Raw genomic sequence first — 23,716 nt, 5'->3', positions numbered from 1 at the left:
AAACCTTGTCTGTATATAAAAATAAAAACGTACAAATATTCAATAAGCAGCTAGTGTAAAACAAAGTGTTTATTCTTGTATATACTTAATAGTAATCTATTTATGTTTATTTGGAATATAGAAAGGGTGCTATGAATAACGGTGGTTTACAATTTGGCCTTATATAAATTGGGTCTGTGTAAATGGATGTAGCGAAAACAACAAAAGTAAGTAGAAAATCGAATATTAACGCAAGGTTAGGATACAGCACGTTACGACTGTGAAACATAAATTGGTGCTGATACCTGCGATAGATAAGTTAGTGCAAAAATCTCTAGTCAAGGTAGGCGTTCTCAAGTACCATAATTCAATTTTGTTGTAATAGCTGTATTTGTGCAACGTTAAGCAATTTTTATCGATCCTGGTTGTCACTGCTAATTATTTACTGTGTCGATAATTCGGCGATTCTGATTATTAATAACAAACGATTAATAAAAAATGATTGATAAAAATTGTGCGCAGTTGTGTTCTTTATCTCAAGTGTTGGTGAGTTATTATGTCTGCTGTCAAATCTATACCGCCTAAGCCTCCTGTCGCCAAAAAATCACTAAGTGAAAGCCTAAAAGCTTATCTCGATCGTCGAGCGATTATCATGCTGTTTTTGGGCTTTGTCGCTGGCATACCTATCTTACTTATTTTCTCCAGCCTCTCGTTATGGCTGCGTGAAGCGGGTATTGACCGTACTGTCGTTACCATGTTTAGTTGGGCAGCATTAGGCTATGCCTTTAAGTTTATTTGGTCGCCATTAATAGATGCATTACCTGTGCCTTTTTTGACCAAATGGTTGGGTCGCCGTCGAAGCTGGATTTTAGTGTCGCAAATTTTGATTATCATAGCGATTTGCATGATGGCAAACGTCAACCCTGCTGTTGAGGGTAGCTTAGTATTGATGGCAGTAGGTGCGGTGTTATTAGGGTTCTCATCAGCGACACAAGATATCGTCATTGATGCTTATCGGATTGAGCTGGCTCCGCCAAATCTGCAAGCGGTACTGTCTGCCATGTACGTGACAGGCTATCGTATCGGCATGATAGTGGCAGGAGCAGGGGCGTTATATTTAGCAGATTATTTTGGTTCGACCGAGGCACTGTACAGTTATGAGGCGTGGCGTAATACTTACTGGATTATGGCAGGTGTTATGGGTGTTGGTATTATTACTACGTTGATAATACATGAGCCCATAAGCCAGAAAGTAGTCGTCGAACGTAAAACGTCTGATTATATGCGCTTGGTACTTGTCTTTGCTATATCCATAGTAGGGTTTGTGTTTGTTTTTGCCAATGCAGGGTTAATATTACCTGAGACTGAAGACGTATTTTCAAAATTTTTAGTCCAAGTCATACGTATGCTTATGAGTCTAGCAGCAGCCTTATTCATCGGCTACTGCTTGGTCAAAGCCAAGCTAGTAAAGCAGGAGTTTGCTTATACCACTTGGATTGAGCCTATAGTGGATTTCTTTCGTCGTTATGGCATGAAAGCCTTATTATTGTTAGCGTTGATTGGACTTTATCGCATCTCTGATATCGTTGCAGGGGTTATCTCAAACGTATTTTATCAAGACATGCAATTTACCAAAGTGGACATCGCCAATGCGGTCAAGCTCGTTGGTGTGGTTATGGCTATCGCTGGTGGTTTTTTGGGCGGTATATTGGCGCAAAAAATGCGTATCATGCGCGCTATGATGGTCGGCGCTATCCTTGCTTGTGTGACGAATTTACTGTTTATATTGCTGACTTATCATCCTGGTAGCCTGCCTTATATGTATCTTGCGGTGATTTTAGATAATCTCGCTGCTGGTCTTGCTAGTGCTGTGTTTATTGCTTTTTTATCAGCGCTCACTTCTGTAAAATTCACTGCGGTACAGTATTCGATATTTTCATCGCTCATGGTACTACTACCAAAAGTAATAGGCGGTTACTCAGGCGCTATCGTTGATAGTACCAGTTATCCGTTCTTCTTTATGTTTACCTTTTTAATTGGTATTCCCATTCTTGCACTGATTTATTATGTTGATAAGTATATCGTCATTGGCGATAACGATGATATCTATGGCGATGGCGGTGATAATAGCGGTAGGGGTAATAAAGGTGTTGAGTTAACCAAAGCCAACCCTAACTTAGCCGATACGAATGAGCCACCGCGTGCGTCAGAATAGGGTGCGGCTTATAATAAAGAAAATTCATATAATTATTAAGAATTATTTATGACAGCGCCTAAAGCACAAGACATAACAATACAGCAAATTAAACAGCAAGCCGCGCAAACAGCTAAAGACTTAGCGGTTCCGCCGTTTTGGATCACGGATTGGTTGCTGCATGTTATCGATAAACCAGCGCTGTTCTTGATGACAGATGACGCCTATCAGTTGATCGAGCGTGAGTTTGCACAGTTTAATACTGGCATAACTCAAATGCAGCAGGGCACACCACTGGCTTATTTGACAGGTCAGCAGGAGTTCTGGTCGCTTGACTTTAAAGTGAATGAGCATACCCTCATACCCAGACCGGATACTGAAGTGTTGGTTGAGCAAGTGCTGGCATGGATAAACGCGCAGCCTGTTGAGCAGTCAGATGGTATTGAAAACAAACGCTTATTAGATTTGGGCACCGGTTCTGGTTGTATTGCCATTAGCCTTGCGCACGAGTTGAAAATTGCCCATAAGTTAAAACAAGCAAACTGGCAAGTGGTGGCGGTTGATTTCTCGACGGAGGCGCTAAAAATTGCTCAAGAAAATGCCGTAAGTAATGGTGTAAATATTGAGTTTGTACAAAGCAGCTGGTATGACGCGCTGTCTACTCATGACGATGATTTATTTGATGTGATTGTCTCAAATCCGCCTTATATCGATGAAGCGGATGAGCATTTGTTACGCTTAATTGCTGAGCCTATCAGTGCCTTAAGCGCGCCCAATCATGGCTTAGCTGATATTGAACATATAATTAAGCAGGCATCAAAATATCTAAAAGTAGGTGGTCTACTAGCAATTGAGCATGGTTTCGACCAAGGACTAGCAGTTCGTCAGTTATTTGCTGGTAATAGCTTTGCTGATATAAAAACCATTAAAGATTTTGGTGGTAATGATAGAGTGACTTTGGGTCAACTATCGTAGTTGGTTTTTTGCAAAATAATTTTAATACTAAATTTTAGTGATGGGTTTTGGTGACAAATATGGCGCACTCTTTAGAAACAGTGCAGTTGCTAGATGAAGAGCTGCTGCGTTATGCGCGGCAGATACTGCTCGATGGCTGGGATATCGATGCGCAATTACGTTTAAAGTCTGCGCGCGTCATAATGATAGGCGCAGGTGGGCTTGGTTGCCCAGCTTCTGAGACCTTAGTGCGCGCAGGACTGGGACATATTCATCTTATTGATGATGATGAGATTGAAGCCAGCAATCTACAACGCCAAACGCTGTTTTTACCTCAGGATATTGGCAAGCCGAAAGCGCTGACAGCAGCACATATGCTAACCAAAATTAACCCTTTTATTAGTGCTCGCGGTACGGTTGCTCGTTTGAGTGAAGATAATGCTTATGATCTTCTAGATATGGCGTCTGGTAAGCCAGATTTGCTGTTAGATTGTACCGATAATTTTGCCACCCGCGATGTCATCAATCGTATCAGCGTTCGTTATCAGATTCCACTGTTGTCTGCATCCGCAATAGCCATGCAAGGGCAGTTGGCATTGTTTGAGCCGCATCTAAATACGGGGTGCTATCATTGCGTGTTTGGTTCAGTGGTGCTGGATGCCGCGGCAGACGAGCGTACCTGCGCCAACTCAGGTGTGCTCGCTAGTACCACTGCTATCATGGGCAATTTGCAGGCCAATGCGGCGCTACAATATCTGGGCTTAACCAAAAATCCACTGACAAATAAGCTACTGATATGGGATGGTAGCCAGATGCAGCAACGGCTGATGGGCTATCGTAAAGATGCAGAATGTCCCGTCTGTAACGGCCAGCATTGATTGGTAACGGTTTAGCTTTTATCGCTTATTATTATCCATTCTCAAACATCCTTTTTATGACCATAGTTGTTTTTTATGAAAATTCATCGTCCGCATTTATTAAAGCATACCTTTAATGTCGTTAACCGTGTTCGTCAAACGGCAAGTGTTGCTGGTCTGTCCGCACTTAGAGTGGCAAAGGGCGAAAAACCTGATGCTATGCTGCTAAAAGAAACCTTTGAGCAATTGGGCACGACTTATATCAAGATAGGCCAGTTTATTGCCAGTACACCGTCATTATTTCCCCGTGATTATGTGCAAGCGTTCCAAAGCTGTTTGGATCAAACAACGCCGCTATCCTATGCTTATATTGAACAAGTATTAAAGGAAGAGCTAGCCGTTAATGGGTTAACGCTTAAAGATACGTTTGCGCATATCGACTCAAAGCCGCTAGCGTCAGCTTCTATTGCTCAAGTCCATGCTGCGCGTTTGCATAATGGTGATGAAGTTGTCTTAAAGGTGCAGAAGCCTGGCGTTGAAACCATCATGCAGACGGATTTAGGCGTATTGCATGGCGTGACTAAGTTAGTTGAACTGCTGATGCCTTCGATGAGGTTTGCCAGTATTGCGCCAATTATTGATGAAATTCGTCTACGTATGCTTGCTGAGACAGACTTTATCGCTGAGGCACAAAACATTCGCGACTTTCAGCAGTTTTTGGCAGTATCAGGTAATACACGCGTAGTGGCGCCAAAAGTATATGAAACGCACACTACCAAGCGTGTACTGACCATGAGTCGCTTATACGGTGTCTCAATGGTGGATGAAACTTTGATGCGTCAGTATTGTACTGATCCAGCACAAGTGATGGCGGATACGCTAAATACCTGGTTTGCAAGCCTCATGTTGTGTAATAGCTTCCATGCCGATTTGCACGCGGGTAACTTGATGCTATTGACCGATGGACGCATTGGCTTTTTAGATTTCGGTATCGTCGGTAAGCTAAAGGCTGAGAGCTGGCGTGCGTGCATGGGTATGATGCAAGCAATGCAGGACAATAACTACCAAGCAATGGCGCATCATATGATTGACATGGAAATGACCCATGGTGGTAATCAGGTTGATGTGGTGGCATTAGGTAACGATTTGCAGCGTATGATGAAAAGTATCATGGCAGAAGACAAGGCCTTTACCAGCGGTATCCCTTTTAATACCAAAGAGCAGGCTGACGAGCTCAATACAATGATGCTTGAGATTGTCGACGTCGGCAAGCGCCATGGTATTCATTTCCCACGCGATTTTGCCTTATTGACCAAGCAGATGTTATATTTTGATCGTTTTATGCGTACGCTTGCGCCTGATATGGATATGTTTAGCGATCAGCGCGTACAGATGCTAGGACAAGCAGAGACATTTGATCAAGCGAATCCTCCAACGCTGGATGTCTTGTAGGATTCAATACCGTATTTAATACTTTTTCAAATTAACGGTTTATCACTGCTTTTGATTGCTTTTAACACAAAGGATTGTGTGCTCATTGCCACAAAATGGCTCCGTCATGATGACTGCTCTCAAAAGTCGTGCTTTTATTATCATCACTAATGAAACGGCCATCGCTTGGATAGGTCTGTATTGTTTAGCAGTAGTGATGGGGTTTGGACGGTTTTTATTTACCGCCACCTTACCTGATATTATGATTCAATTATCGCTATCAACAACTATTGCTGGCTGGCTAGCATCGGTCAATTATAGTGGTTATTTTATTGGCGCGCTCATTGCGATGTTTGTGCCGCATCGTTTGACATGGCAAATGCTGATAGTGTGGACGATAGTCAGTGTCATCACGACAATGCTATTGGTTGTACCGAATATGTCATTAAAGCTATGGTATGTCATTCGGCTGTTTTCTGGTATCGCAAGCGGTGTAGCGATGATTTTGAGCTCATCGTTAGTGATTCAGAGCTTTAGTGACGAGCGCCGCTCTGTACTTTCAGCATTGCATTATGCCGGTATTGGTGTTGGCATTAGCGCTTCTGCCATACTGACGTGGTGGTTATTAACGCTTGGCTACCATTTCGATGTGATTTGGCTGGTGGCAGGTATCATTAGTCTACCGCTATTATGGTTGCTTTATGCCATACGTCCAACCAGTCTTAGTGCTTCTCAGCCAAATAACAATCAAATATCCTCAATTTGCCAAACCTATTTTAATTTTAAGCGCTCTCTATACGAGGCAGCGGCTGGCCATACCAAGCCTATTATATTATTGTCGGCAAGCTATGTGCTTGCAGGCTTTGGTTATATTACTTCTGCCACTTTTTTGCCGGTGATGGCAGCTCAGCGCTTAACGACACAAACCTATGCTGGACTACTAATTTGGCTGGTTGTTGGTGTTTTTGCAATGCTATCAAACCCTATTTGGGGCGCACTTGCCAAGCGAATTGGCGAGACCAAAACTTTAATGGGCTTAACGTTACTACAAGCGTTTGGCATGTATTTACCTATATGGTTTGATGGGGCTATTGGCTTATATGGTAATGCCGTTATTTTAGGATTAACCTTTGTTGGTATGGTCTCAATGACGCTCATTTTGATTAAAAATATCAATCCTGCTTATTCTAACTTATTGATGGGACTGGCGACTTTGGCCTATGCGCTCGGGCAATTCATAGGACCACTGGTAACGGTGGCACTGGCTGGGAAAAATGATAATTTTAATGCTGGATTATTGGTCGCTGCTATAGGACTATTGATAGGATTGGTTTTAGTGTACTTCTTTCGTCGTCAATCCCAACCAGAGCAAAGAACGACCACTTAAACCACGCTGCGGTTAAACACTTCACGTAGCTCAAAACTGGTATGCACTTGAGCCACGCCTTCGATACGATTCAGCCGATGTAATAAAAACTCCTCATAATGGGCCATATCGCGTACGCGTACTTTAATTAAGTAATCTTCTGTACGACCGGTGACGATGCTACAGCTCATCACTTCATCGAAGCTTTGAACTTTACGCTCAAACTGCTCAAAGCGATCAGCGGTATGTCGATCCATACTGATGGCGATGAATACAGCTAAGGGATAGCCCAGTTTTTGTGCATCGGTTTGAGTATGATAGCCGGTAATAACACCGCTATCTTCCAAGCATTTAATACGGCGCGCACAGGGTGTCGCAGATAGATTAACGCGCTCAGCAAGCTCAGTAATACTCATGCGTGCTTGGGTCTGTAATAAGCGTAATAGCTGTCTGTCCGTCTCATCGATATCAGTCGGCAACTGGCTGTTGGAATGGCTATTTAGCATATATTATTCAATAATTGGTGGATTAATACAATTATATCCATGATGATAGCGTTTATCACTAAAATAATAGCAATATATGTAAAATAAAACAGCTTTTCACTTTATTAACTTTGTTATTATAATGGCATAAACTCATATTATCTCGTATCATAAAATCTGATTTATTAGCTCATTTACTAAACTTATTTACCAAAAATATAATTTGTTAGAAATATAAACTGCCATCTCATCTAAGGATTGATCATGTCTGAACAAGCCACACGCACCATACAAGCTGCGCCTGCCGCACCTGCGACAGTAACGCCAAAACATGCCGCGTTCGATTATAAAAAGTATCGTCCTTTTGCATTTGCGCCTTCGCTACCAGATCGCACATGGCCGAGTAAAACGCTTGAGAAATCGCCAATATGGGCAAGTGTAGATCTGCGTGACGGTAACCAAGCCTTAATTGATCCGATGACTATTGAACAAAAAATGCGCTTTTTTAAGACTCTAGTTGGCGTAGGCTTTAAAGAAATTGAGATTGGTTTTCCATCGGCTGCGCAAGTTGAGTTTGATTTTGCCCGTAAATTGATCGAAGAAAATCATGTGCCAGATGATGTGACCTTGCAAGTGTTGGTGCAAGCTCGTGAGCATTTGATTGCCCGTACTTTTGAGTCATTGAAAGGTGCCAAGCGTGCCATCGTTCACGTCTATAACTCAACATGCCGCATCCAACGTGAAAAAGTATACGGCAAGGATAAAGCTGAGATTAAAGAGATTGCCATTACTGGTGCTAAATTATTGGTTGAATATGCTGCCAAATATCCAGAAACAGAGTGGGTATTCCAGTATTCACCTGAGAGCTTTAGCCAAACTGAGACTGAATATGCCGTCGAGGTCTGTGATGCCGTTTGTGATGTTTGGAAGCCTGAACATGGTCAAGAGGTGATTTTAAACTTGCCAGCGACTGTTGAAGCGTCAACGCCTAACGTATTTGCTGACCAAGTCGAGTATTTTTGCCGTAACCTTGCCAAGCGTGAGCATGTGACGATCAGTTTGCATACTCATAATGACCGTGGCTGTGCAGTGGCTGCTGCTGAGCTAGGGGTGCTTGCTGGCGCTGATCGTATCGAAGGCACGCTTTTAGGCAATGGTGAGCGTACCGGCAACATGGATATCATGGTCATGGCGATGAACTTGTTTAGCCAAGGTATCGATCCTGAGCTTGATTTTAGTAACATGAGTGAGATTGTGCAGGTGGTTAGCGAGTGCAATAACTTACCAGTACACCCACGCCATCCGTATGTTGGTGAATTGGTATTTACTGCCTTTAGTGGCTCTCATCAAGACGCTATCAAAAAATGCCTTGATTATAATGAGAAACATATCGAGCAGACCGAAAACGTTTGGGATGTCGCTTATTTACCGATTGATCCAGCGCATATTGGTCGCAGTTATCAGGATGTGGTACGTATCAATAGCCAATCTGGGAAAGGTGGTGTCGCTTATATTCTTCAACGCAATTATGGTTTCAATCTACCGCGCTGGATGCAAATTGACTTTAGCCGTGTGGTACAGCATCAAGCTGAAACGGCTGCCCGTGAACTACAAAATGATGAAATCTTACAAACCTTTGAAAACACTTACTTACAGCAAGGTAGCTTTGAGTTATTAGATTACAGCGTCAATAATAAAGGTGGTGAAGTTTACTTTAACGGCCAAGTACAGATGAATGGCGAAACTATTACTATTGATGGAACAGGTAACGGTCCACTATCTTCATTTATTGATGGACTTGCTCAGCATACCGGTAAGTCAATACATGTCATTAACTACGCTGAGCACGCGATTAATCCGCAGCACAATAGCGTTGATGGCATCGACGATGATACCAACAGTGATAACAAAACTAATGCCAACGCTGCGGCTTATATTCAGCTAAATGTTGATGGTGAGGTTTATTCAGGTATCGGTACTTGCAGCAGCACCGTATCAGCGATGCTTAAAGGGGCATTATCAGCCTTTGCCCAAGCAGTTAGTACATCCGCCGCTTAACATCTAAATACTTAAGCATCCAATTTTAATATTGGATTCCATAACGTCATGACTCGTTGCGATTAGTAAATCAGAGCCATGACGTTATTTTTTTTAATTTTTTAAGACTCATTAATTTATGTGCTACTGTGACGCTTATCAGATAGGCGTTAAAGCTTTAATAGCATAATGTTACTTGTGTTTTTAGTGACTAAGACTTACGCTAATGTACACATATCTCATTATTATAATACTATAAATAAAAAGGTTAATTATGGAACCTATCTCATTTGCTTCATTTTCATTAGCAGCTATTTTAGCGTCACTGCCAGTAAATGGCGAAGTAGTTAGTAAGCCGACTATTACCACCCATATCAGTCCTGCGATTGCTGGACAGTGGGAAATCGATCTAAATAATAATATCACGATGACCAAAGAAGCTGAAGCTAGACAAGCGGCACTAAAAGACGTAAAAAATATAGAAAGTGACGAGCCTAAAATAAGTGCAGGTGAGGGGCTACTGACACAAAATGAAAAGCGTATTATTAATATTCAGCCGAATACCAGTAAAAAATTTATGGCCTCTGCAGCGAAATCAAATCAATGCCGTGAGCTATATAATTTTGCTGCTGACAATGAGATGTGGTCGGTAAGTGGCAAAGAGCGTACGTACGGTCGCTACTTAGTCACGCACCGTGAAGAAGGGTTACCCATTATTGCTATCAAGACGGTATATGATAACAATGAGGTAGATTGCTCAGGCAATCAGGTAGACCAGACTGATGAGGCGCTGATTGCCTTTTTAAACCATGATGGTAATCAGATGCAGTGGTGTGCTGACCCTGATGGTACAAAATGCTTTATGAACTTCAAAAGAATTTTGCCCTAATAAGGTTTTTTTCGTTAAATAGCACCATTTATAACAATCTTAATTGGTCTGCATTAAAAAACCGCTATCTGACAGATAGCGGTTTTTTATCAATCAAGACATTTCAGCAGATTATGAATCTGCTTTTGCTTTATTGGCAGTTAGCATTTCTCTTTCAAGATAATGAATATTTTGTGCTTCTTCAATAAAGTTTTTATCTGCCAAAATCACATCACGATGCATGGGGATATTGGTTTTGATACCTTCAATAACCAACTCATCAAGTGCATGTAGCGTTTTAGAGATCGCTTGCTGGCGTGTCTGACCATGACAGATGAGCTTACCAATCAATGAATCATAATAGCTTGGAATCTCATAACCAGGGTAAAGATGAGAGTCAAAACGCACGCCGGCGCCACTTGGTGCAAACAATTGCGTGACCGTACCTGGTGAAGGCATAAATGTGGTCGGATCTTCAGCATTGATACGGCATTCAATAGCATGACCTTGAATCTCAATCTCACTTTGACGATAGGACAGACCGTAACCTGCAGCAATTTTTAATTGCTCGACTACCACGTCGATACCCGTAATCATTTCGGTAACAGGATGCTCAACCTGAACACGAGTATTCATCTCAATAAAGAAGTATTCATTATTTTCAAATAAAAACTCAAACGTTCCAGCACCGCGATACTTGACTAGCTGACATGCTTTGACGCAGGCTTCCAATATTGGCTGACGAACATCATCAGGGATGTCAGGGGCTGGCGCTTCTTCTAATACCTTTTGATGGCGACGTTGTAATGAACAATCGCGATCATAGAGATGGATGGCGTTACCGTTACCGTCGCCAAGTACTTGCACTTCAACATGGCGCGGATTTTGTAGATAACGTTCCATATACACAGTATCGTCGCCAAACCACAGCTCAGCTTCTTGTTTTGCCGCTTGTACTTGACCGATCACTTCTTCAAAGCGCTCAACGACACGCATACCGCGACCACCGCCACCAGAAGCTGCTTTAATTAATAACGGAAAACCAATATTGCGCGCTTGCTCTTCGGCATTATGAAGCGTGACAGCACCTACAGAGCCCGGTACGGTTGGTACACCTGCTTTTTTCATGGCATTAATAGCAGAGACTTTATTACCCATCAAACGAATATGATCAGCGTTAGGTCCAACGAAGGTCAACCCTGCTTCTTCGACGCGCTCAGCGAATTCAGCATTTTCAGCCAAAAACCCATAACCGGGATGAATAGCGTCCGCACCTGATATCTCAGCCGCCGTCAAGATAGTATTAATATCAAGATAGCTTTGATTGGCGTTAGGTTTACCAATACAGATGGCTTCATCAACAAAGCGCAAGTGCATCAAGTTTGCATCAGCCGTAGAGTAGACGCCTACGGTTTCAATACCAAGGGCTTTGCAAGCTCGAACGATACGTAGGGCAATCTCACCTCTATTGGCGATGAGCAGTTTTTTTATCATGGGGTCATCCTTGTCGGAGCGGCGTTTATTGATAGAGTCGCTATCTTTGGCATCATAGAATTTAGCTACGGTAAATTAAGCGAACTCAAGTTACGTTGCCGTATGAATGATAGCGAATCTCAATCATAACGAAGTAGAGTGTGGCGAATATCGTTACGCTTTATAGCGGACGATAGGTTGGCCAAACTGCACAACGTCAGAGTTATTGACTAAGATTTCGTCAATGACACCACTTTGAGTCGCTTCAAGAGGATTCATGATTTTCATCGCTTCAATAATGCCAAGCGTATCACCAGCTTGTACTTTTTGTCCCACCTTAATAAATGGCGGATCATTAGGGCTAGGGGCTGAATAATAAACACCAACCATCGGCGACGTCTCAACGCTACCAGCTTTGACGGCTGCTTTTGCTTCAGTTGCAATAGGGGCAGCGCCGGCAGTAGGAGCGGCCATCATCGTTGGTGCTGGCGCATCATAGTGACGAGTTAAACTGATGTGTTCATCATCTGAGCTGATTTCTAAATTCACCAGTTCACTTTCTTCCATGAGGGCGATTAGGGTGCGTATTTTTTCAATATCCATAATTTTAATTTTGCCTTGTACTAAATTCGAGAAAATAGTGTAACTAAATATTGTGTAGATAATTGCTAATGATACCTATATTCACGGCAATGAGCAATCGATGTACAGTTGTTAACTGAATTTTTTTACATATTATGACGTAAGCACTCTTTCGAGTAAGAAATGCTTAATGATTTATCATAGTCTATGTGGTTAAGTAGCGCTAGTCATGATTAACAGATACTAGGTTTGTATAATAGGTTTGGATAAATAGTACCTAATAATCAGCCCCACATCGCCGTCAAGCGCTTTTGTTGATAGAGCAGACGCAATGTAAGTAAGATAGAGGATAAAAATAGCCCAGTAATTAATGCCATCCAAAAACCCTGCGGGCCAAGATCCGTGAAGCGTACTAAGTAAACGCCAAGCGGTAGAGCAACTATCCAATAACAAAACAGCGTGACCCACATTGGTACAGTCGTGTCTTGCATACCGCGCAATATACCAGCCACATTAACTTGCCAGCCATCAAATAACTGATAAGCCAGTGCAAAAATAAGTAAGTGCATGGCTTGTGCTCGTACGATTGGATTGTCGGTGAAAGCTGCTGCCAATTGTGGTCTAAATAACCAGACACCGAGCATACAAGCGAAGGCAATGATCACTGTCCATATGAGACCCGTGGCTTGCACTTGACGTAATGCCAAGAGGTTTTTTTCACCGAAGCGATTGGATATCATGATTGTCAGTGCCATAGCGACCGATATGGGTATCATAAACAGCTGCGAGGTCACTGATAATGCCACTTGATGCGACGCTGTTGCCAGCGCACCTAATGGACTAATAACCAGCGCACCTAAGCTAAATAAGCTTGCTTCAAAAAAGATAGAGATACCAATAGGAATACCAAGTTTCAGTAGTTTCTTTATTTGTGCACGATTGGGGCTGGCAAAACCATAAAAAAAGCGAGTGCTGGCAAATTGCTGACGTTTAGTGAAGCTGGTATAAGCAGCAAGCAATAAGACGTTTATCCATAATACGATTGCAGTTGCGACCCCGCAGCCGGCACCGCCCATCTCGGGCATTCCAAACAAGCCATGGATAAAGATATAGTTAAGCGGAATATCTGCGAGCAGACCAATGATGCTAATAACAGTTACTGGTTCAGGACGCCCAAGCGCTTCGCAATAACTGCGTAGCACGGCATACATGGCCATAGCAGGAAAGCCAAATGATACGCCATGTAAATACTGCGTCGCTATCGGTTGGATATTTTCAGGGACGCCCATGATGCCAAGGATATTTGGTGCTAAATTTACAATAATAAAGCCCAAAATACCAATTACGCTAGCCGCCCATAAAGATTGCTGGGTGATATGGGGTACTTGGTTATGTTTATTTTGACCAATTGCCTCACCAATAAGAGGCGTGGTGGCAATTAAAATGCCGGTGGCTAATAAAAACAGAGGCAGCCAAATACCGGAGCCAACGGCCACAGCAGCCAAATCGAGCGCGGAGACTTGACCGGCCATAATGGCATCGACGACACCAAGCGCAGCTTGGCAAAATTGGGTAATTAAGATGGGAAGCGCGAGCACGCCTAGGCGTAAGCTGTAGCTTTTAAAATCTCTAAAAGATAATGGGAAAAACATAATGAGCAACTTTTTATTCTTTGCGGTAATTATTATTGATGAGCAAATACTGCCATCAATAAATCAATAGCGAGACAGTAAGGTAGGAGTCGTGCCGACGATAATACTCCGATAAATAATATGAGCAAGCCCCTTCTTAACAAGAATATGCAGGCAGAGTATGTAAATAAAATCGATGACGCTAAAATAAAAATAACCCGTCAATTCAAATAATGAATTAACAGGTCATAAGTAGAGATAATGGTAAAGAAGCAAGAGTATGATGTCAATGTTTTAGAGGCGTTTGATGAATTTCATTTATGGTTTTTCCTAACATTTTGATGTTTATGATCGACGCATTAGCAGTTAGATGGAATCCATCTCATCCGCTATCAGATCAAGCGTTTCAGCCATATCCATAATCGCGTGCCAGTGCTTGGGTTCAAGCGGAAGGACGGTTAATTGCTCACAGCCTTTTCTGAGTAATAAAGAATCCTCAAGCGCAGGCAAAAATTTAAGCTCTGATAGTGGCAGTATATCGGTAAACGCCTGCTCAAAAGTCACATCTACCATATACCAGCGCGGCTCATCTTCAGTCGCTTTGGGATCATAGTGCCGATGTTCAGGATGAAACTGGGTCGTGTCAGCGTAGCCTGCTTTGCTGATGGTCACGATACCAGCGACGCCAGAAGGTCTGGCACTTGAGTGGTAAAAAAATGCTTTATCGCCTGCTTTCATATCATCACGCATAAAGTTACGGGCGCGGTAGTTACGTACGCCATCCCACATCTCTGTTCCTGCGCGTTGTAGGTCTTTTATATTAAAACATTTTGGATTGGATTTTATAAGCCAATAGGCCATTGTCTTTATCCTTTTAATGATTGCTTATCATTCATTATCGTTTTATGTAGTAATAGTGGTTGTTAGATATTTTGCCTGTAATAGAACGCCGTTGACATGAGTATTTGTTACTGGTTTTGTTATTGATACGCTTTTATTTAAGATACCCTTTTTTTTCGGACGCTTAGCCGTTATCCTAGCGATACTTTCTGCTACTGATAGCTGTTACTCATTTATAGATAGACCGATTATGTCAAATATCAAATCTGTTAACTTTTCCAACAATCTGAGCGCTTTTAATCATTCTACTGCTAGTGCGATAGAAGTAAGCGACATTCCATTGGCGCTGTATATCCACATTCCGTGGTGTGTGAAAAAATGTCCTTACTGTGATTTTAATTCGCATGAGCTACCGATTGACAGTCAGTTGTCCATGTATGACGAGTACGTCGATGCGCTATTACTCGATGCCGCAGCGCAGCAGTCATTAACCCAAGGGCGAGAAATCAGCTCGATATTTATCGGTGGTGGCACACCGTCGCTACTTCCTATGGCGCAGTATCGGCGCTTATTTTCTGGATTGCGGACATGTTTTAATTTTGCCAATGATATTGAAATCACCATGGAAGCCAATCCAGGCACCCTTGAGCATGCACCCTTTGCTGAATATTTAGATGTAGGCATCAATCGTCTGTCTATCGGTGTACAAAGCTTTTCTGCCGAGCAGCTAACAACATTGGGGCGTATTCACGATCCCAAACAAGCATTATCAGCGATTAAAGCAGCTCGTGCGGCTGGGTTTGAGCGCGTCAATGTTGATTTGATGCATGGTCTACCGCAGCAAACCTTGAATGAAGCAATAAACGATATCCAGACAGCACATGATGCCGGAGCGACCCATATATCTTGGTATCAGCTGACCATTGAGCCTAATACGGTCTTTTATCGCAGTCAACCAATCTTACCCGATGAGGATAGCTTAGCTGATATTGAACAGGCGGGTCAGACATTACTACAAAATTTAGGCTACCACAATTATGAGGTGTCGGCGTGGGCTGGCGCGTCAGATAAGCCGTGCCGTCATAACGTCAACTATTGGCAGTTTGGTGACTATTTAGCGATTGGTGCAGGCGCGCATGGTAAAGTAACTGTGAATAACTCCGCTGCTGAAAAAATAACCATTAGCGAAGTGGCTAGTGAAAAGTTGGCAGAGGCGGGTATTTATCGCTTTAGCAAATCACGAATGCCGAAAGATTATATGGACTATCAAGACGCGCCTCACCACAATGAAACAACTGAAGAGTCACCAAAAATGGTGGGCTGGCAGACGATTGCCAGTGATGAACTGGTTAGTGAGTTTATGCTGAATGCGTTGCGTTTGCATGCTGGTGTGGCATGGTCGTTATTTGAGGCTCGCACAGGGCTGAGCTATGACAGCATTGCTATACAAGTTAATAAATTAATAAAACAAGGCTTACTGATGGATGATGCTGAACAGTTACAGCCGACCGCATTGGGCAGAAGATACCTCAATCAGATTTTAAGAGAGTTTTTGTAATATCATTTTGTCATATTATACTGAAAGCTTTGATTTCTTCGAATAGACTACAATAATTCAGTAAGCGAACATTAAAATAAAAAAAGAGGCTTACCGAATGATAAGCCTCTTAAAATTAAGTCTAACAAAGTTAGTACTTAGATTTTATTTTGTACGTCTTGTGCACCGCCAGTTACAGCATCGCCAGCGCTAGATACGTCTTGACCTAGACCTTTAAAAGTGTTGCAACCAGTTAATACAAACATAGCCGTTAAAGATGCAATGATTAGCTTTTTCATAACAATTTCCTCAAAAATAAATGGGTGATTATAAATAACAACAGTGATGCTAAGCAGTTTACTTAAGCCTCACTGAAGGGTTATAGGATACGATAACAATGTGTTTAAATTATCTCGTTATCCATTACAGCCATCATAATCAAAGTTAAAATCGGTGCACAGTATCAAAATGTAATTATCGGCAGTAAACTGTAACTTTTGATTACGCTTGATATATAAGCCTAAATAATAAAACTTTAACCACTTACGGAGTCAGTATGACCATTCATATCGTGCTGGTAGCGCCAAAGATGCCCAGCAATACCGGTAATATTATTCGTTTATGCGCTAATAGTGGGGCACAACTGCATTTAGTCAGGCCATTAGGGTTTGAGCTGGACGATAAGAAGTTACGCCGCGCAGGATTGGATTATCATGAGTATGCCCATTTGCAAGTACACGACGATTGGGCGATGACCAAACAGGCATTGCAAGCTGCTGGTTGTCATATCATTACAGCGCTAACGACCAAATTGAGCACACCATTCTATGATTATGATTTTAGTGGGCAAGTAGCTGACAGCTCAGATACGGTTTTGAAATCGCCAGCCAATATTGCGCTGGTTTTTGGTTCTGAGACGGCAGGGTTGGCAGAGGATATACGTGAGAATATTGGTGCGGATAATTGGTTGCGACTGCCAATGCTGGCTGATTCGCGCAGTTTGAATTTGTCTAATAGCGTGGCAATATGCTTGTATGAGGTATGGCGGCAGCAAGGTTTTACTGGTGATGAAGGTCGCAGTATCGGTTATGAGACGCTAACGGTCTACGACCCAAAGTAGCGGCTCTATTAGCCCTAAAGCTTTAGTAATCAGATGTTTAAACGATATAAGAAAGCCGTTCACTATAAAAATTTAGCTTGCTTTGTCTTAACTTGCTTTACTATAAACAGTTAGGGGGTTTAGGTAGTCCAGCAAGGCGATTGACATGGCGGGCGACCAAGCCGGTATTAAATAGCTGCTGTAGTTTTTGATTGCTGATATCGTCCTCAGGTAAGGTTTTTTGGAGCCATTTAATCAGCGGGCGTGTGGCTGGGGCATGATTAAACTTGACAAAAAACGCGCGTACTTGTTGCAACACTGCTAAATGCTCAGCATCTAAATCTACGTCCAATGTATTGGCTAACTGCTGTGCAATAGCAGGCGTCCAAACAGTGTGGTCGCATAAATGACCATCTTGGTCTAAGGCTACGTCGATTGCTGTAGCAGAGGGAATGGTAGAGGTGCTAGAAGTACTCATAAGGCAATCGTTATCACTTTATCAAACTTAGCATCATCTAAGTTAGTATCTTGGGTCATCGCAACCCATTCATTATCGCTCAAAATACCAGTTAATTTGGCGCTGAGATTGAGTTTTGCTGTTGTATTCTGATTGAGCTGCGCCACATCTTCAGCGAGGGCGTAGATACCAGCTATATCTTCCATTTCGATTTCTTCGATATCACCCAAATACGCATTGAACCAATCAATAAAAGCGACGGTTGTGCCTAATAAGAGGATGCTGTCACCAGCACGCCATGTCAACGCCATTTGTTCTGTGCTGCGTCTGAGCGTATCCATAGTGCTATGTAATTGATATAAAGTTGCCATAGTCGTGTCCGATTGCTTACTGTATTTGTTTTAATAATAAAAATTTTGGCTAGTATATGCTATTCAAAGCTTTCACATTCAAAGCCTTCATATTAAAAATTGAGAATTTGATCAAAATCTTGGGAGTTAATAACTTCTGGAATCAAGGTTAATTGGGTCGCGACATCGGTCGGCAGCATACCAGTAATCCAGCCGCTGAATACATCATCAGGTAGCCAAGCTGGCGGCATATCATATAGTTCAAGCGATTGAATCATGCCATGTAGACGTGCGTCAGACTGCATCAAAAACCCAAATACCGGTGCATCCAAATATAGTTGTACGTCATGGCCGAAGGTGGCTAAGGTCAAAGCGAGCGCGCAGCCTTCATAGCTTGCCATTTCAGTAGGCGTCTGCAAGCGAATGAGTAATTTCATGGTTTATTCCTAATCTTATTTATCGCTAACCGCTGTTATTAAGCTAGCTATTATTGAGCTTGCTAGTATCAGAACTGTATCACGCGACAGTCGCCTTGCATCATTATGGCAAGCTCACTCAGTCCTACTAAACTAAAACCTGTCGCCAGATTTTCGCTATCTAACTGATGGCGCGCACTATTGTCGCTATCCGAGATACCGCGACTGAGCGCTGTACTGACGCAGACAGGCAGTGATATCTGATATTGCTCAGCGAGATTTTGCCATTCTTGGGTTATGTTCATCTGATCAGCTGACTGCCAGCGTAACCGATTGGCGATATTTGCTGCATCTGCATAGAAAAAAATATTTAGTAGTGCTTGTTGGTTTTCAGGTCGGTTGCTGTTATCACTTTTATCATTCATTACTGCTATTTGCAGATAGCTACGAGCATAGCGTAGCGCTATATGGGCAAGCGGATGACTGGGGTCAGCGGTTATCAAGAGTAAGGGAGTAGGAGCGGTGGTCATAGTCATAGGCCTAGTATTGCAAATTATAGTATCGTAGCTTATTTATTATTAATAGTGCTCATTAATGGTTGGTTATAACAATATAAAAACCAGCCACACTTAATGGTTAATGGTTAATGGTTAATGGTTAATGGTTAATGGTTAATGGTTAATGGTATGGTCAGTTCAAAATAAAAGCGATACGATTGTAATAACGTGCTATTGACTATATTTTTTCTTGCTTGCTGTTCGCAGGCGTGACAGAGGCTGCAAAAAACTTATAGTCAATAGCACTGTATCGTTTTTAAAATGAATCTACTATATCGCCAACTTTAACCATTTGCTTACCGATGTTTTCACCAGAAAACAGACCGATAAACGCTGCGGGAATGTTTTCAAAGCCTTCAATGAGGTTTTCTTTATAGATTAGGTTGCCATTATTATACCAGTCTGCAAGCTGTTGCTTGGCAGCGTCAAATTCAGCTTGAAAGTCATAGACCACAAAACCTTCCATGCGAGCACTTTTCTTGATTAAGGTATGCATCGGTCTTGGCCCTTGGGGTGGGTTTTCTTCGTTGTAATCAGCGATTTGACCGCAAATAGCAATGCGGGCATGCTCGTTGATATTGGCAAACACGGCATCGAACAATTCCCCACCCACATTATCAAAGAAGACATCAACACCATTGGGACAAGCGTCTTTTATGGCTGCTTCCATATCATTGACTTGTTTATAGTTAATGCCTTTATCTAAACCCAGATCGTTTTCCAAGAACGCGATTTTTTGGGCCGAGCCGGCAATACCGATAACTTTACAGCCTTTTATTTTGGCAATTTGAGCAGCGATACTACCCACAGAGCCAGCTGCACCGGAGACGACGACCGTTTCACCTTTTTTAGGCTGACCAATATTTAGCATACCAAAGTAGGCAGAGAGACCAGGAATACCAAGCATACTGACTGCAGTAGAGATAGGCGCAAGTGTCGGATCTACTTTTTCAATATCTGCAATATTAACCGTTTGATATTTCTGCCAAGCAAATCGACCATGAACGATATCACCGACCATAAAATTATCATCATTGCTTTCGATAACTTGGGCGACCGTTCGACTGGTGATAGGTTTATTTAGCTGAAATTTGTTGCCAGCTGCATCATCCGTGCCTTTATTCATAAAGCCACGCATGCCAGGATCAACGGATACGTAAATACTTTTAAGCAGCACTTCGCCTTCTTTGAGTGTTGGCATATCGATGTCATTAATTTTAAACGTGTCTGTCGTCGGTATACCTGAAGGGTGGTTAGCCAGTACAATTTCTTGGTTTTGTTCTTTTGTATTTGTATTTTTCATTTTTGATTACCTATTTGTTACCTTTAAAAGTCTTAAGGCTATTTTAAACTTTTTAAGGCTTTAAGATGTACGGAACATACTATCATGAACACATTTTATTACTAATAACCATATCTACAATAATTTACTGCATCTTGCTGCGCACAAAGGCAGTCATCATTTATAGTTAAGTTATTTATGCTACCATAAAACCGCTCAAATCGAATGGTATCGACATGGTTAACAGTTGTTTTATGCTCAGTATGTTCATCATTTGTCATGAGCATTTAGTCAGAAAAAACCTTAAGGTTAGGCTCTAGATTCATGTTAAATCCTAAGTTCATGTAGTTTCATAGTTGCCTGCTGCAAGGAGTTGTCATCGTTATGCTATCTACCGTATTCAATGATAAAGGTTATCAACCCACATCAGAGCAGCTAGAAGCGCTACAAACAGCAAGTGAGTTTGCTTATCAAGTTTGGCAGAGTCGAACGGGTGCATGTCAGACGTTTTTGCGTAGTTACCCCTTAGAGAGTACCTTAACTCGCCAGCAAATCGATGATCTTATTCAAGATTATACCTTGGATGAAAACTATCAACTCGCGAATGAAACCAAAGTGATGAGCGGTCTACGGCATCTGCGTATGCTATTGATGATGCGCTGGGTTTGGCAAGATGCATTGGCAGTCATTGAACTTGAGCAATTAACAGATGAGTTGTCCGAATTTGCCGATGGTTGTATTTTATTTGCGAAGGATTATACCTATCAGCATCTCGTTACCCAGTACGGGCAGCCAACCTTTATTAATGACAAAGGTAATGTGCAAGTTGATGATATGGCAATTATGGCGATGGGTAAGCTTGGCGCGCATGAGCTGAACTTATCGAGTGATATTGACCTTATCTTTGTCCATCAGGCGCGCGGTGAAACTGACGGTGACAAAGAAAAAGGCACGCGCAGTATCGACAATAAGCGTTTTATGACGCGGCTTGGTCAGGGTATTATCAAGCTGCTCGATAACAATACGGCTGATGGTTTTGTATTTCGGGTCGATATGCGTCTGCGGCCGTGGGGTGATGGCAGTGATTTGGCCATTCACTTATCGGCATTACAAAAGTACTTTGCTCAAAACGCGCGCGCATGGGAGCGCTTTGCTTGGCTAAAAGCGCGCGTGGTTGGGCACATAGCGCCACCATTTTACGATGAAATACAAGCGCTTACTAAGCCATTTGTCTTTCGGTATTACGTTGATTATAGCGCTTTTTCGGCACTTAGAGAGATGAAATCTCTCATTCAAAATCAAGTCGCACAACGTGAAGACTTGGATAATATAAAACTTGGCGCGGGCGGTATTCGAGATATTGAGTTTATCGTACAAGCGTTTCAATTAATTTATGGCGGTCGGCATCCGCAGCTACAGGTCAAGTCTTGCTTAAAGGCAATGCAAGTACTGTGTGAGCTTGAGTATTTAGAGCATGATACCTATCAAGAACTGCAAGCCGCTTATCGCTTTTTGCGTCGACTTGAGCACGGTATTCAGGCGATTAACGATCAACAAACCCAGCGCTTACCTCATGATACACACTGGCAGCACAATCTGGCTATCACGCTTGGGTTTGAAAATTGGGAAGGGTTGCTCAATACCCTCAATCATCATCGATACAATGTCAATGTGCCGTTTGAGCGTATGGTCACTGAGCGTCAAGTTCCCGCTCAAGACGATAATGAGCTTGAACCTGCTCAACTTGATGAACAAATTGCCCGTTTAAATCAAGTGTTGACTGAAGAAAATCGTGCTCAACTACAAGATTTTTGGCAGTCAAAAATGGTTGCTAATTTGAGTGATGAGGCTCGTGAACGCTTGGATGACGCTTATCCGGTAATAGTGCATGCGCTACTTGCGCATCAAGAACAGCAGCAACTTGCCAACACAGCATTGCCACGTTTAATTGCCTTGCTTGAAGCTATCTGCCGTCGCTCTATTTATCTGGTTATGATTGCTGAGAATCCCAACGCCACGGTTGAGCTGATCCCGATGCTATCAGCCAGCCCTTGGATTGCTAAAGAGCTGGCTCATTATCCAGTATTATTGGATACTTTTTTACAGCAGCGCTATCGGCATTTGCCAGACAAGCCTGAGCTGCGTGATATTTTGCGCCAGCAGCTATTACGGGTGGAGCCCAATGATGAAGAGGAGCTGCTGAGCGTATTACGATTGTTCAAAAAGAACCAAGTCCTAGCGGTCGCTGCCAGTGATGTATTGGCTGAGCGTCCGATAATGAAGGTATCAGATTCACTGACTTATATTGCAGCCGTGGTATTGGAGGCGGCATTAGAGCGTGCTTTTGCAGAAATTGTTAAGCGCTACGGTTATCCTATTAGTCAAGATGGTGATCCGGTTACTGAAGCCGATTGCGGCTTTGCGATTATTGGCTATGGCAAGCTTGGCGGTCTTGAATTATCCTATTCATCCGATTTAGACTTGGTGTTTTTGCATAAAATAAAAGAGCAGGGCATGACCACGGGCGAGAAATCAGTCAGTGGTATGAAGTTTGCTGCGCGCCTTGCGCAAAAGCTTATGACGTATCTCAATACCCAAACTCGTGACGGCCGTGCCTATGAAGTAGACATGCGTCTGCGCCCCTCTGGCAATGCCGGTATGATGGTGGTTTCTTGTCATGCCTTTGAAACCTATCAGCTTGAGAAAGCTTGGTCGTGGGAGCATCAAGCGCTAGTACGAGCAAGAGCAATCTGCGGCGATAAACGCGTCACGGCACGTTTTTGTGTTATTCGCCGAAGCGTTTTGGCGTTACCGCGTACGATTGAGCAAGTGCGTATCGAAGTGACGAGTATGCGTATTAAGATGCAAAAACATCTAGGAACCAGCCAATGGCAACAACAAGCTGGCAAGTTTCATCTAAAACAAGATGCAGGCGGTATTGTAGATATTGAGTTTTTGGCGCAATTTGCAGTATTAGCTTATTCACATGAACATCCTACTTTGACCAAATGGAGTGACAACGTCCGTATCTTTGAAGAAGTCGCGGCACTAGGGATTTGGGAATCAGCAGTCTGTCAAGATTTAACCGATGCTTATTTACGCATACGTGCTGCAACGCACCAATTAGCATTGTCCGAGCAGTCGTTGTTGGTTGACGAGTCGCTTTGGACAGAAACACGAGCGCTGGTACAAGCGCAGTGGCAGCATCTTATGGGCGTAGAATCAGTAGAATAACGTTATGAGTATAACCATACCGTTTGTATTCAACGGCGTATAAATAAAAGCCATGCAGTGACAAACTAAAATATTTCATTTGCGTGG

General features: G+C 42.6%; 21 protein-coding genes. 10 read left to right on the top strand and 11 right to left on the bottom strand.

The window, feature by feature from the left end; genetic code table 11:
- The first annotated feature begins 535 nt into the window (after positions 1-535).
- The 5 genes from DABAL43B_RS08390 (at position 536) to DABAL43B_RS08370 (ending at position 6,802) form a co-directional block, all read left to right on the top strand.
- Positions 536-2,194: an AmpG family muropeptide MFS transporter gene (locus DABAL43B_RS08390; protein WP_079691942.1), complete on the top strand. Its 1,659-nt coding sequence runs from the start codon at positions 536-538 to the stop codon at positions 2,192-2,194.
- Positions 2,195-2,242: 48 nt separating this feature from the next.
- Positions 2,243-3,148 carry a peptide chain release factor N(5)-glutamine methyltransferase gene (gene prmC, locus DABAL43B_RS08385; RefSeq protein WP_079691941.1) on the top strand — a complete coding sequence of 302 codons (906 nt, stop codon included), beginning with the start codon at positions 2,243-2,245 and terminating at the stop codon, positions 3,146-3,148.
- Positions 3,149-3,207: 59 nt separating this feature from the next.
- Entirely contained in the window at positions 3,208-4,005 is a 798-nt protein-coding gene (locus DABAL43B_RS08380) for a HesA/MoeB/ThiF family protein (RefSeq protein WP_079691940.1), read from the top strand.
- Between the two features lie 75 nt (positions 4,006-4,080).
- The gene (locus DABAL43B_RS08375) at positions 4,081-5,436 is read left to right on the top strand and encodes an ABC1 kinase family protein (RefSeq protein ID WP_079691939.1); all 1,356 of its coding nucleotides are present in this window, start codon (positions 4,081-4,083) and stop codon (positions 5,434-5,436) included.
- A 106-nt stretch (positions 5,437-5,542) separates the two neighbouring features.
- Positions 5,543-6,802, top strand: coding sequence for a YbfB/YjiJ family MFS transporter (locus tag DABAL43B_RS08370; RefSeq protein WP_079691938.1), 1,260 nt, complete (start codon positions 5,543-5,545; stop codon positions 6,800-6,802).
- On the opposite strand, the gene DABAL43B_RS08365 is transcribed toward DABAL43B_RS08370, so the two are convergent.
- A complete protein-coding gene (locus tag DABAL43B_RS08365) occupies positions 6,799-7,287 on the bottom strand; it encodes an Lrp/AsnC family transcriptional regulator (protein WP_079691937.1) in 489 nt (162 codons plus the stop codon). The genes DABAL43B_RS08370 and DABAL43B_RS08365 overlap by 4 nt on opposite strands.
- 243 nt (positions 7,288-7,530) lie before the next feature.
- Here DABAL43B_RS08365 and leuA point away from each other — a divergent pair, with 243 nt between their 5' ends.
- Together leuA and DABAL43B_RS08355 are read left to right on the top strand one after the other, a co-directional pair.
- Positions 7,531-9,324 carry a 2-isopropylmalate synthase gene (gene leuA, locus DABAL43B_RS08360; protein ID WP_079691936.1) on the top strand — a complete coding sequence of 598 codons (1,794 nt, stop codon included), beginning with the start codon at positions 7,531-7,533 and terminating at the stop codon, positions 9,322-9,324.
- Positions 9,325-9,577: 253 nt separating this feature from the next.
- Positions 9,578-10,192, top strand: a complete 615-nt coding sequence (locus DABAL43B_RS08355) for a hypothetical protein (protein WP_079691935.1) — start codon at positions 9,578-9,580, stop codon at positions 10,190-10,192.
- A 111-nt stretch (positions 10,193-10,303) separates the two neighbouring features.
- Here the strand turns inward: DABAL43B_RS08355 and accC are convergent, their stop codons facing one another.
- From accC to DABAL43B_RS08335, 4 genes are all read right to left on the bottom strand, one after another.
- Complete coding sequence (accC, locus tag DABAL43B_RS08350) at positions 10,304-11,665, bottom strand: acetyl-CoA carboxylase biotin carboxylase subunit (RefSeq protein ID WP_079691934.1); 1,362 nt, start codon at positions 11,663-11,665, stop codon at positions 10,304-10,306.
- Between the two features lie 153 nt (positions 11,666-11,818).
- Positions 11,819-12,247 (bottom strand): acetyl-CoA carboxylase biotin carboxyl carrier protein, encoded by a 429-nt coding sequence (accB, locus tag DABAL43B_RS08345; protein ID WP_079691933.1) that lies wholly within the window; start codon positions 12,245-12,247, stop codon positions 11,819-11,821.
- Between the two features lie 263 nt (positions 12,248-12,510).
- Positions 12,511-13,878, bottom strand: a complete 1,368-nt coding sequence (locus DABAL43B_RS08340; RefSeq protein WP_079691932.1) for an MATE family efflux transporter — start codon at positions 13,876-13,878, stop codon at positions 12,511-12,513.
- Between the two features lie 345 nt (positions 13,879-14,223).
- Positions 14,224-14,718, bottom strand: a complete 495-nt coding sequence (locus tag DABAL43B_RS08335; RefSeq protein ID WP_079691931.1) for an EVE domain-containing protein — start codon at positions 14,716-14,718, stop codon at positions 14,224-14,226.
- A gap of 229 nt (positions 14,719-14,947) precedes the next feature.
- Here DABAL43B_RS08335 and hemW point away from each other — a divergent pair, with 229 nt between their 5' ends.
- Positions 14,948-16,255, top strand: a complete 1,308-nt coding sequence (gene hemW / locus DABAL43B_RS08330; RefSeq protein WP_079691930.1) for a radical SAM family heme chaperone HemW — start codon at positions 14,948-14,950, stop codon at positions 16,253-16,255.
- A 137-nt stretch (positions 16,256-16,392) separates the two neighbouring features.
- Here the strand turns inward: hemW and DABAL43B_RS08325 are convergent, their stop codons facing one another.
- On the bottom strand, positions 16,393-16,533 hold the full coding sequence (locus DABAL43B_RS08325; protein ID WP_037025595.1) for an entericidin A/B family lipoprotein: 141 nt from the start codon (positions 16,531-16,533) through the stop codon (positions 16,393-16,395).
- A gap of 257 nt (positions 16,534-16,790) precedes the next feature.
- Between DABAL43B_RS08325 and DABAL43B_RS08320 the strand changes: the two genes are divergently transcribed.
- Positions 16,791-17,354, top strand: coding sequence for a tRNA (cytidine(34)-2'-O)-methyltransferase (locus tag DABAL43B_RS08320; protein WP_079691929.1), 564 nt, complete (start codon positions 16,791-16,793; stop codon positions 17,352-17,354).
- 100 nt (positions 17,355-17,454) lie between these two features.
- On the opposite strand, the gene DABAL43B_RS08315 is transcribed toward DABAL43B_RS08320, so the two are convergent.
- The 5 genes from DABAL43B_RS08315 to DABAL43B_RS08295 form a co-directional block, all read right to left on the bottom strand.
- On the bottom strand, positions 17,455-17,811 hold the full coding sequence (locus DABAL43B_RS08315; RefSeq protein WP_079691928.1) for a TusE/DsrC/DsvC family sulfur relay protein: 357 nt from the start codon (positions 17,809-17,811) through the stop codon (positions 17,455-17,457).
- A complete protein-coding gene (locus DABAL43B_RS08310; RefSeq protein ID WP_079691927.1) occupies positions 17,808-18,161 on the bottom strand; it encodes a hypothetical protein in 354 nt (117 codons plus the stop codon). The genes DABAL43B_RS08315 and DABAL43B_RS08310 overlap by 4 nt, the downstream gene beginning before the upstream one ends.
- A gap of 92 nt (positions 18,162-18,253) precedes the next feature.
- Complete coding sequence (locus tag DABAL43B_RS08305) at positions 18,254-18,577, bottom strand: hypothetical protein (RefSeq protein WP_079691926.1); 324 nt, start codon at positions 18,575-18,577, stop codon at positions 18,254-18,256.
- 68 nt (positions 18,578-18,645) lie between these two features.
- Entirely contained in the window at positions 18,646-19,086 is a 441-nt protein-coding gene (gene tusD / locus DABAL43B_RS08300; RefSeq protein ID WP_079691925.1) for a sulfurtransferase complex subunit TusD, read from the bottom strand.
- 283 nt (positions 19,087-19,369) lie between these two features.
- Positions 19,370-20,416 (bottom strand): NADP-dependent oxidoreductase, encoded by a 1,047-nt coding sequence (locus tag DABAL43B_RS08295; RefSeq protein WP_079691924.1) that lies wholly within the window; start codon positions 20,414-20,416, stop codon positions 19,370-19,372.
- Between the two features lie 363 nt (positions 20,417-20,779).
- Here DABAL43B_RS08295 and glnE point away from each other — a divergent pair, with 363 nt between their 5' ends.
- A complete protein-coding gene (glnE, locus tag DABAL43B_RS08290; RefSeq protein WP_079691923.1) occupies positions 20,780-23,629 on the top strand; it encodes a bifunctional [glutamate--ammonia ligase]-adenylyl-L-tyrosine phosphorylase/[glutamate--ammonia-ligase] adenylyltransferase in 2,850 nt (949 codons plus the stop codon).
- The last annotated feature ends 87 nt before the right edge of the window (positions 23,630-23,716 follow it).

The organism is Psychrobacter sp. DAB_AL43B (assembly GCF_900168255.1).
Classification (GTDB): Bacteria; Pseudomonadota; Gammaproteobacteria; order Pseudomonadales; family Moraxellaceae; genus Psychrobacter.
This window is presented reverse-complemented; position numbering and strand designations above follow the sequence as displayed.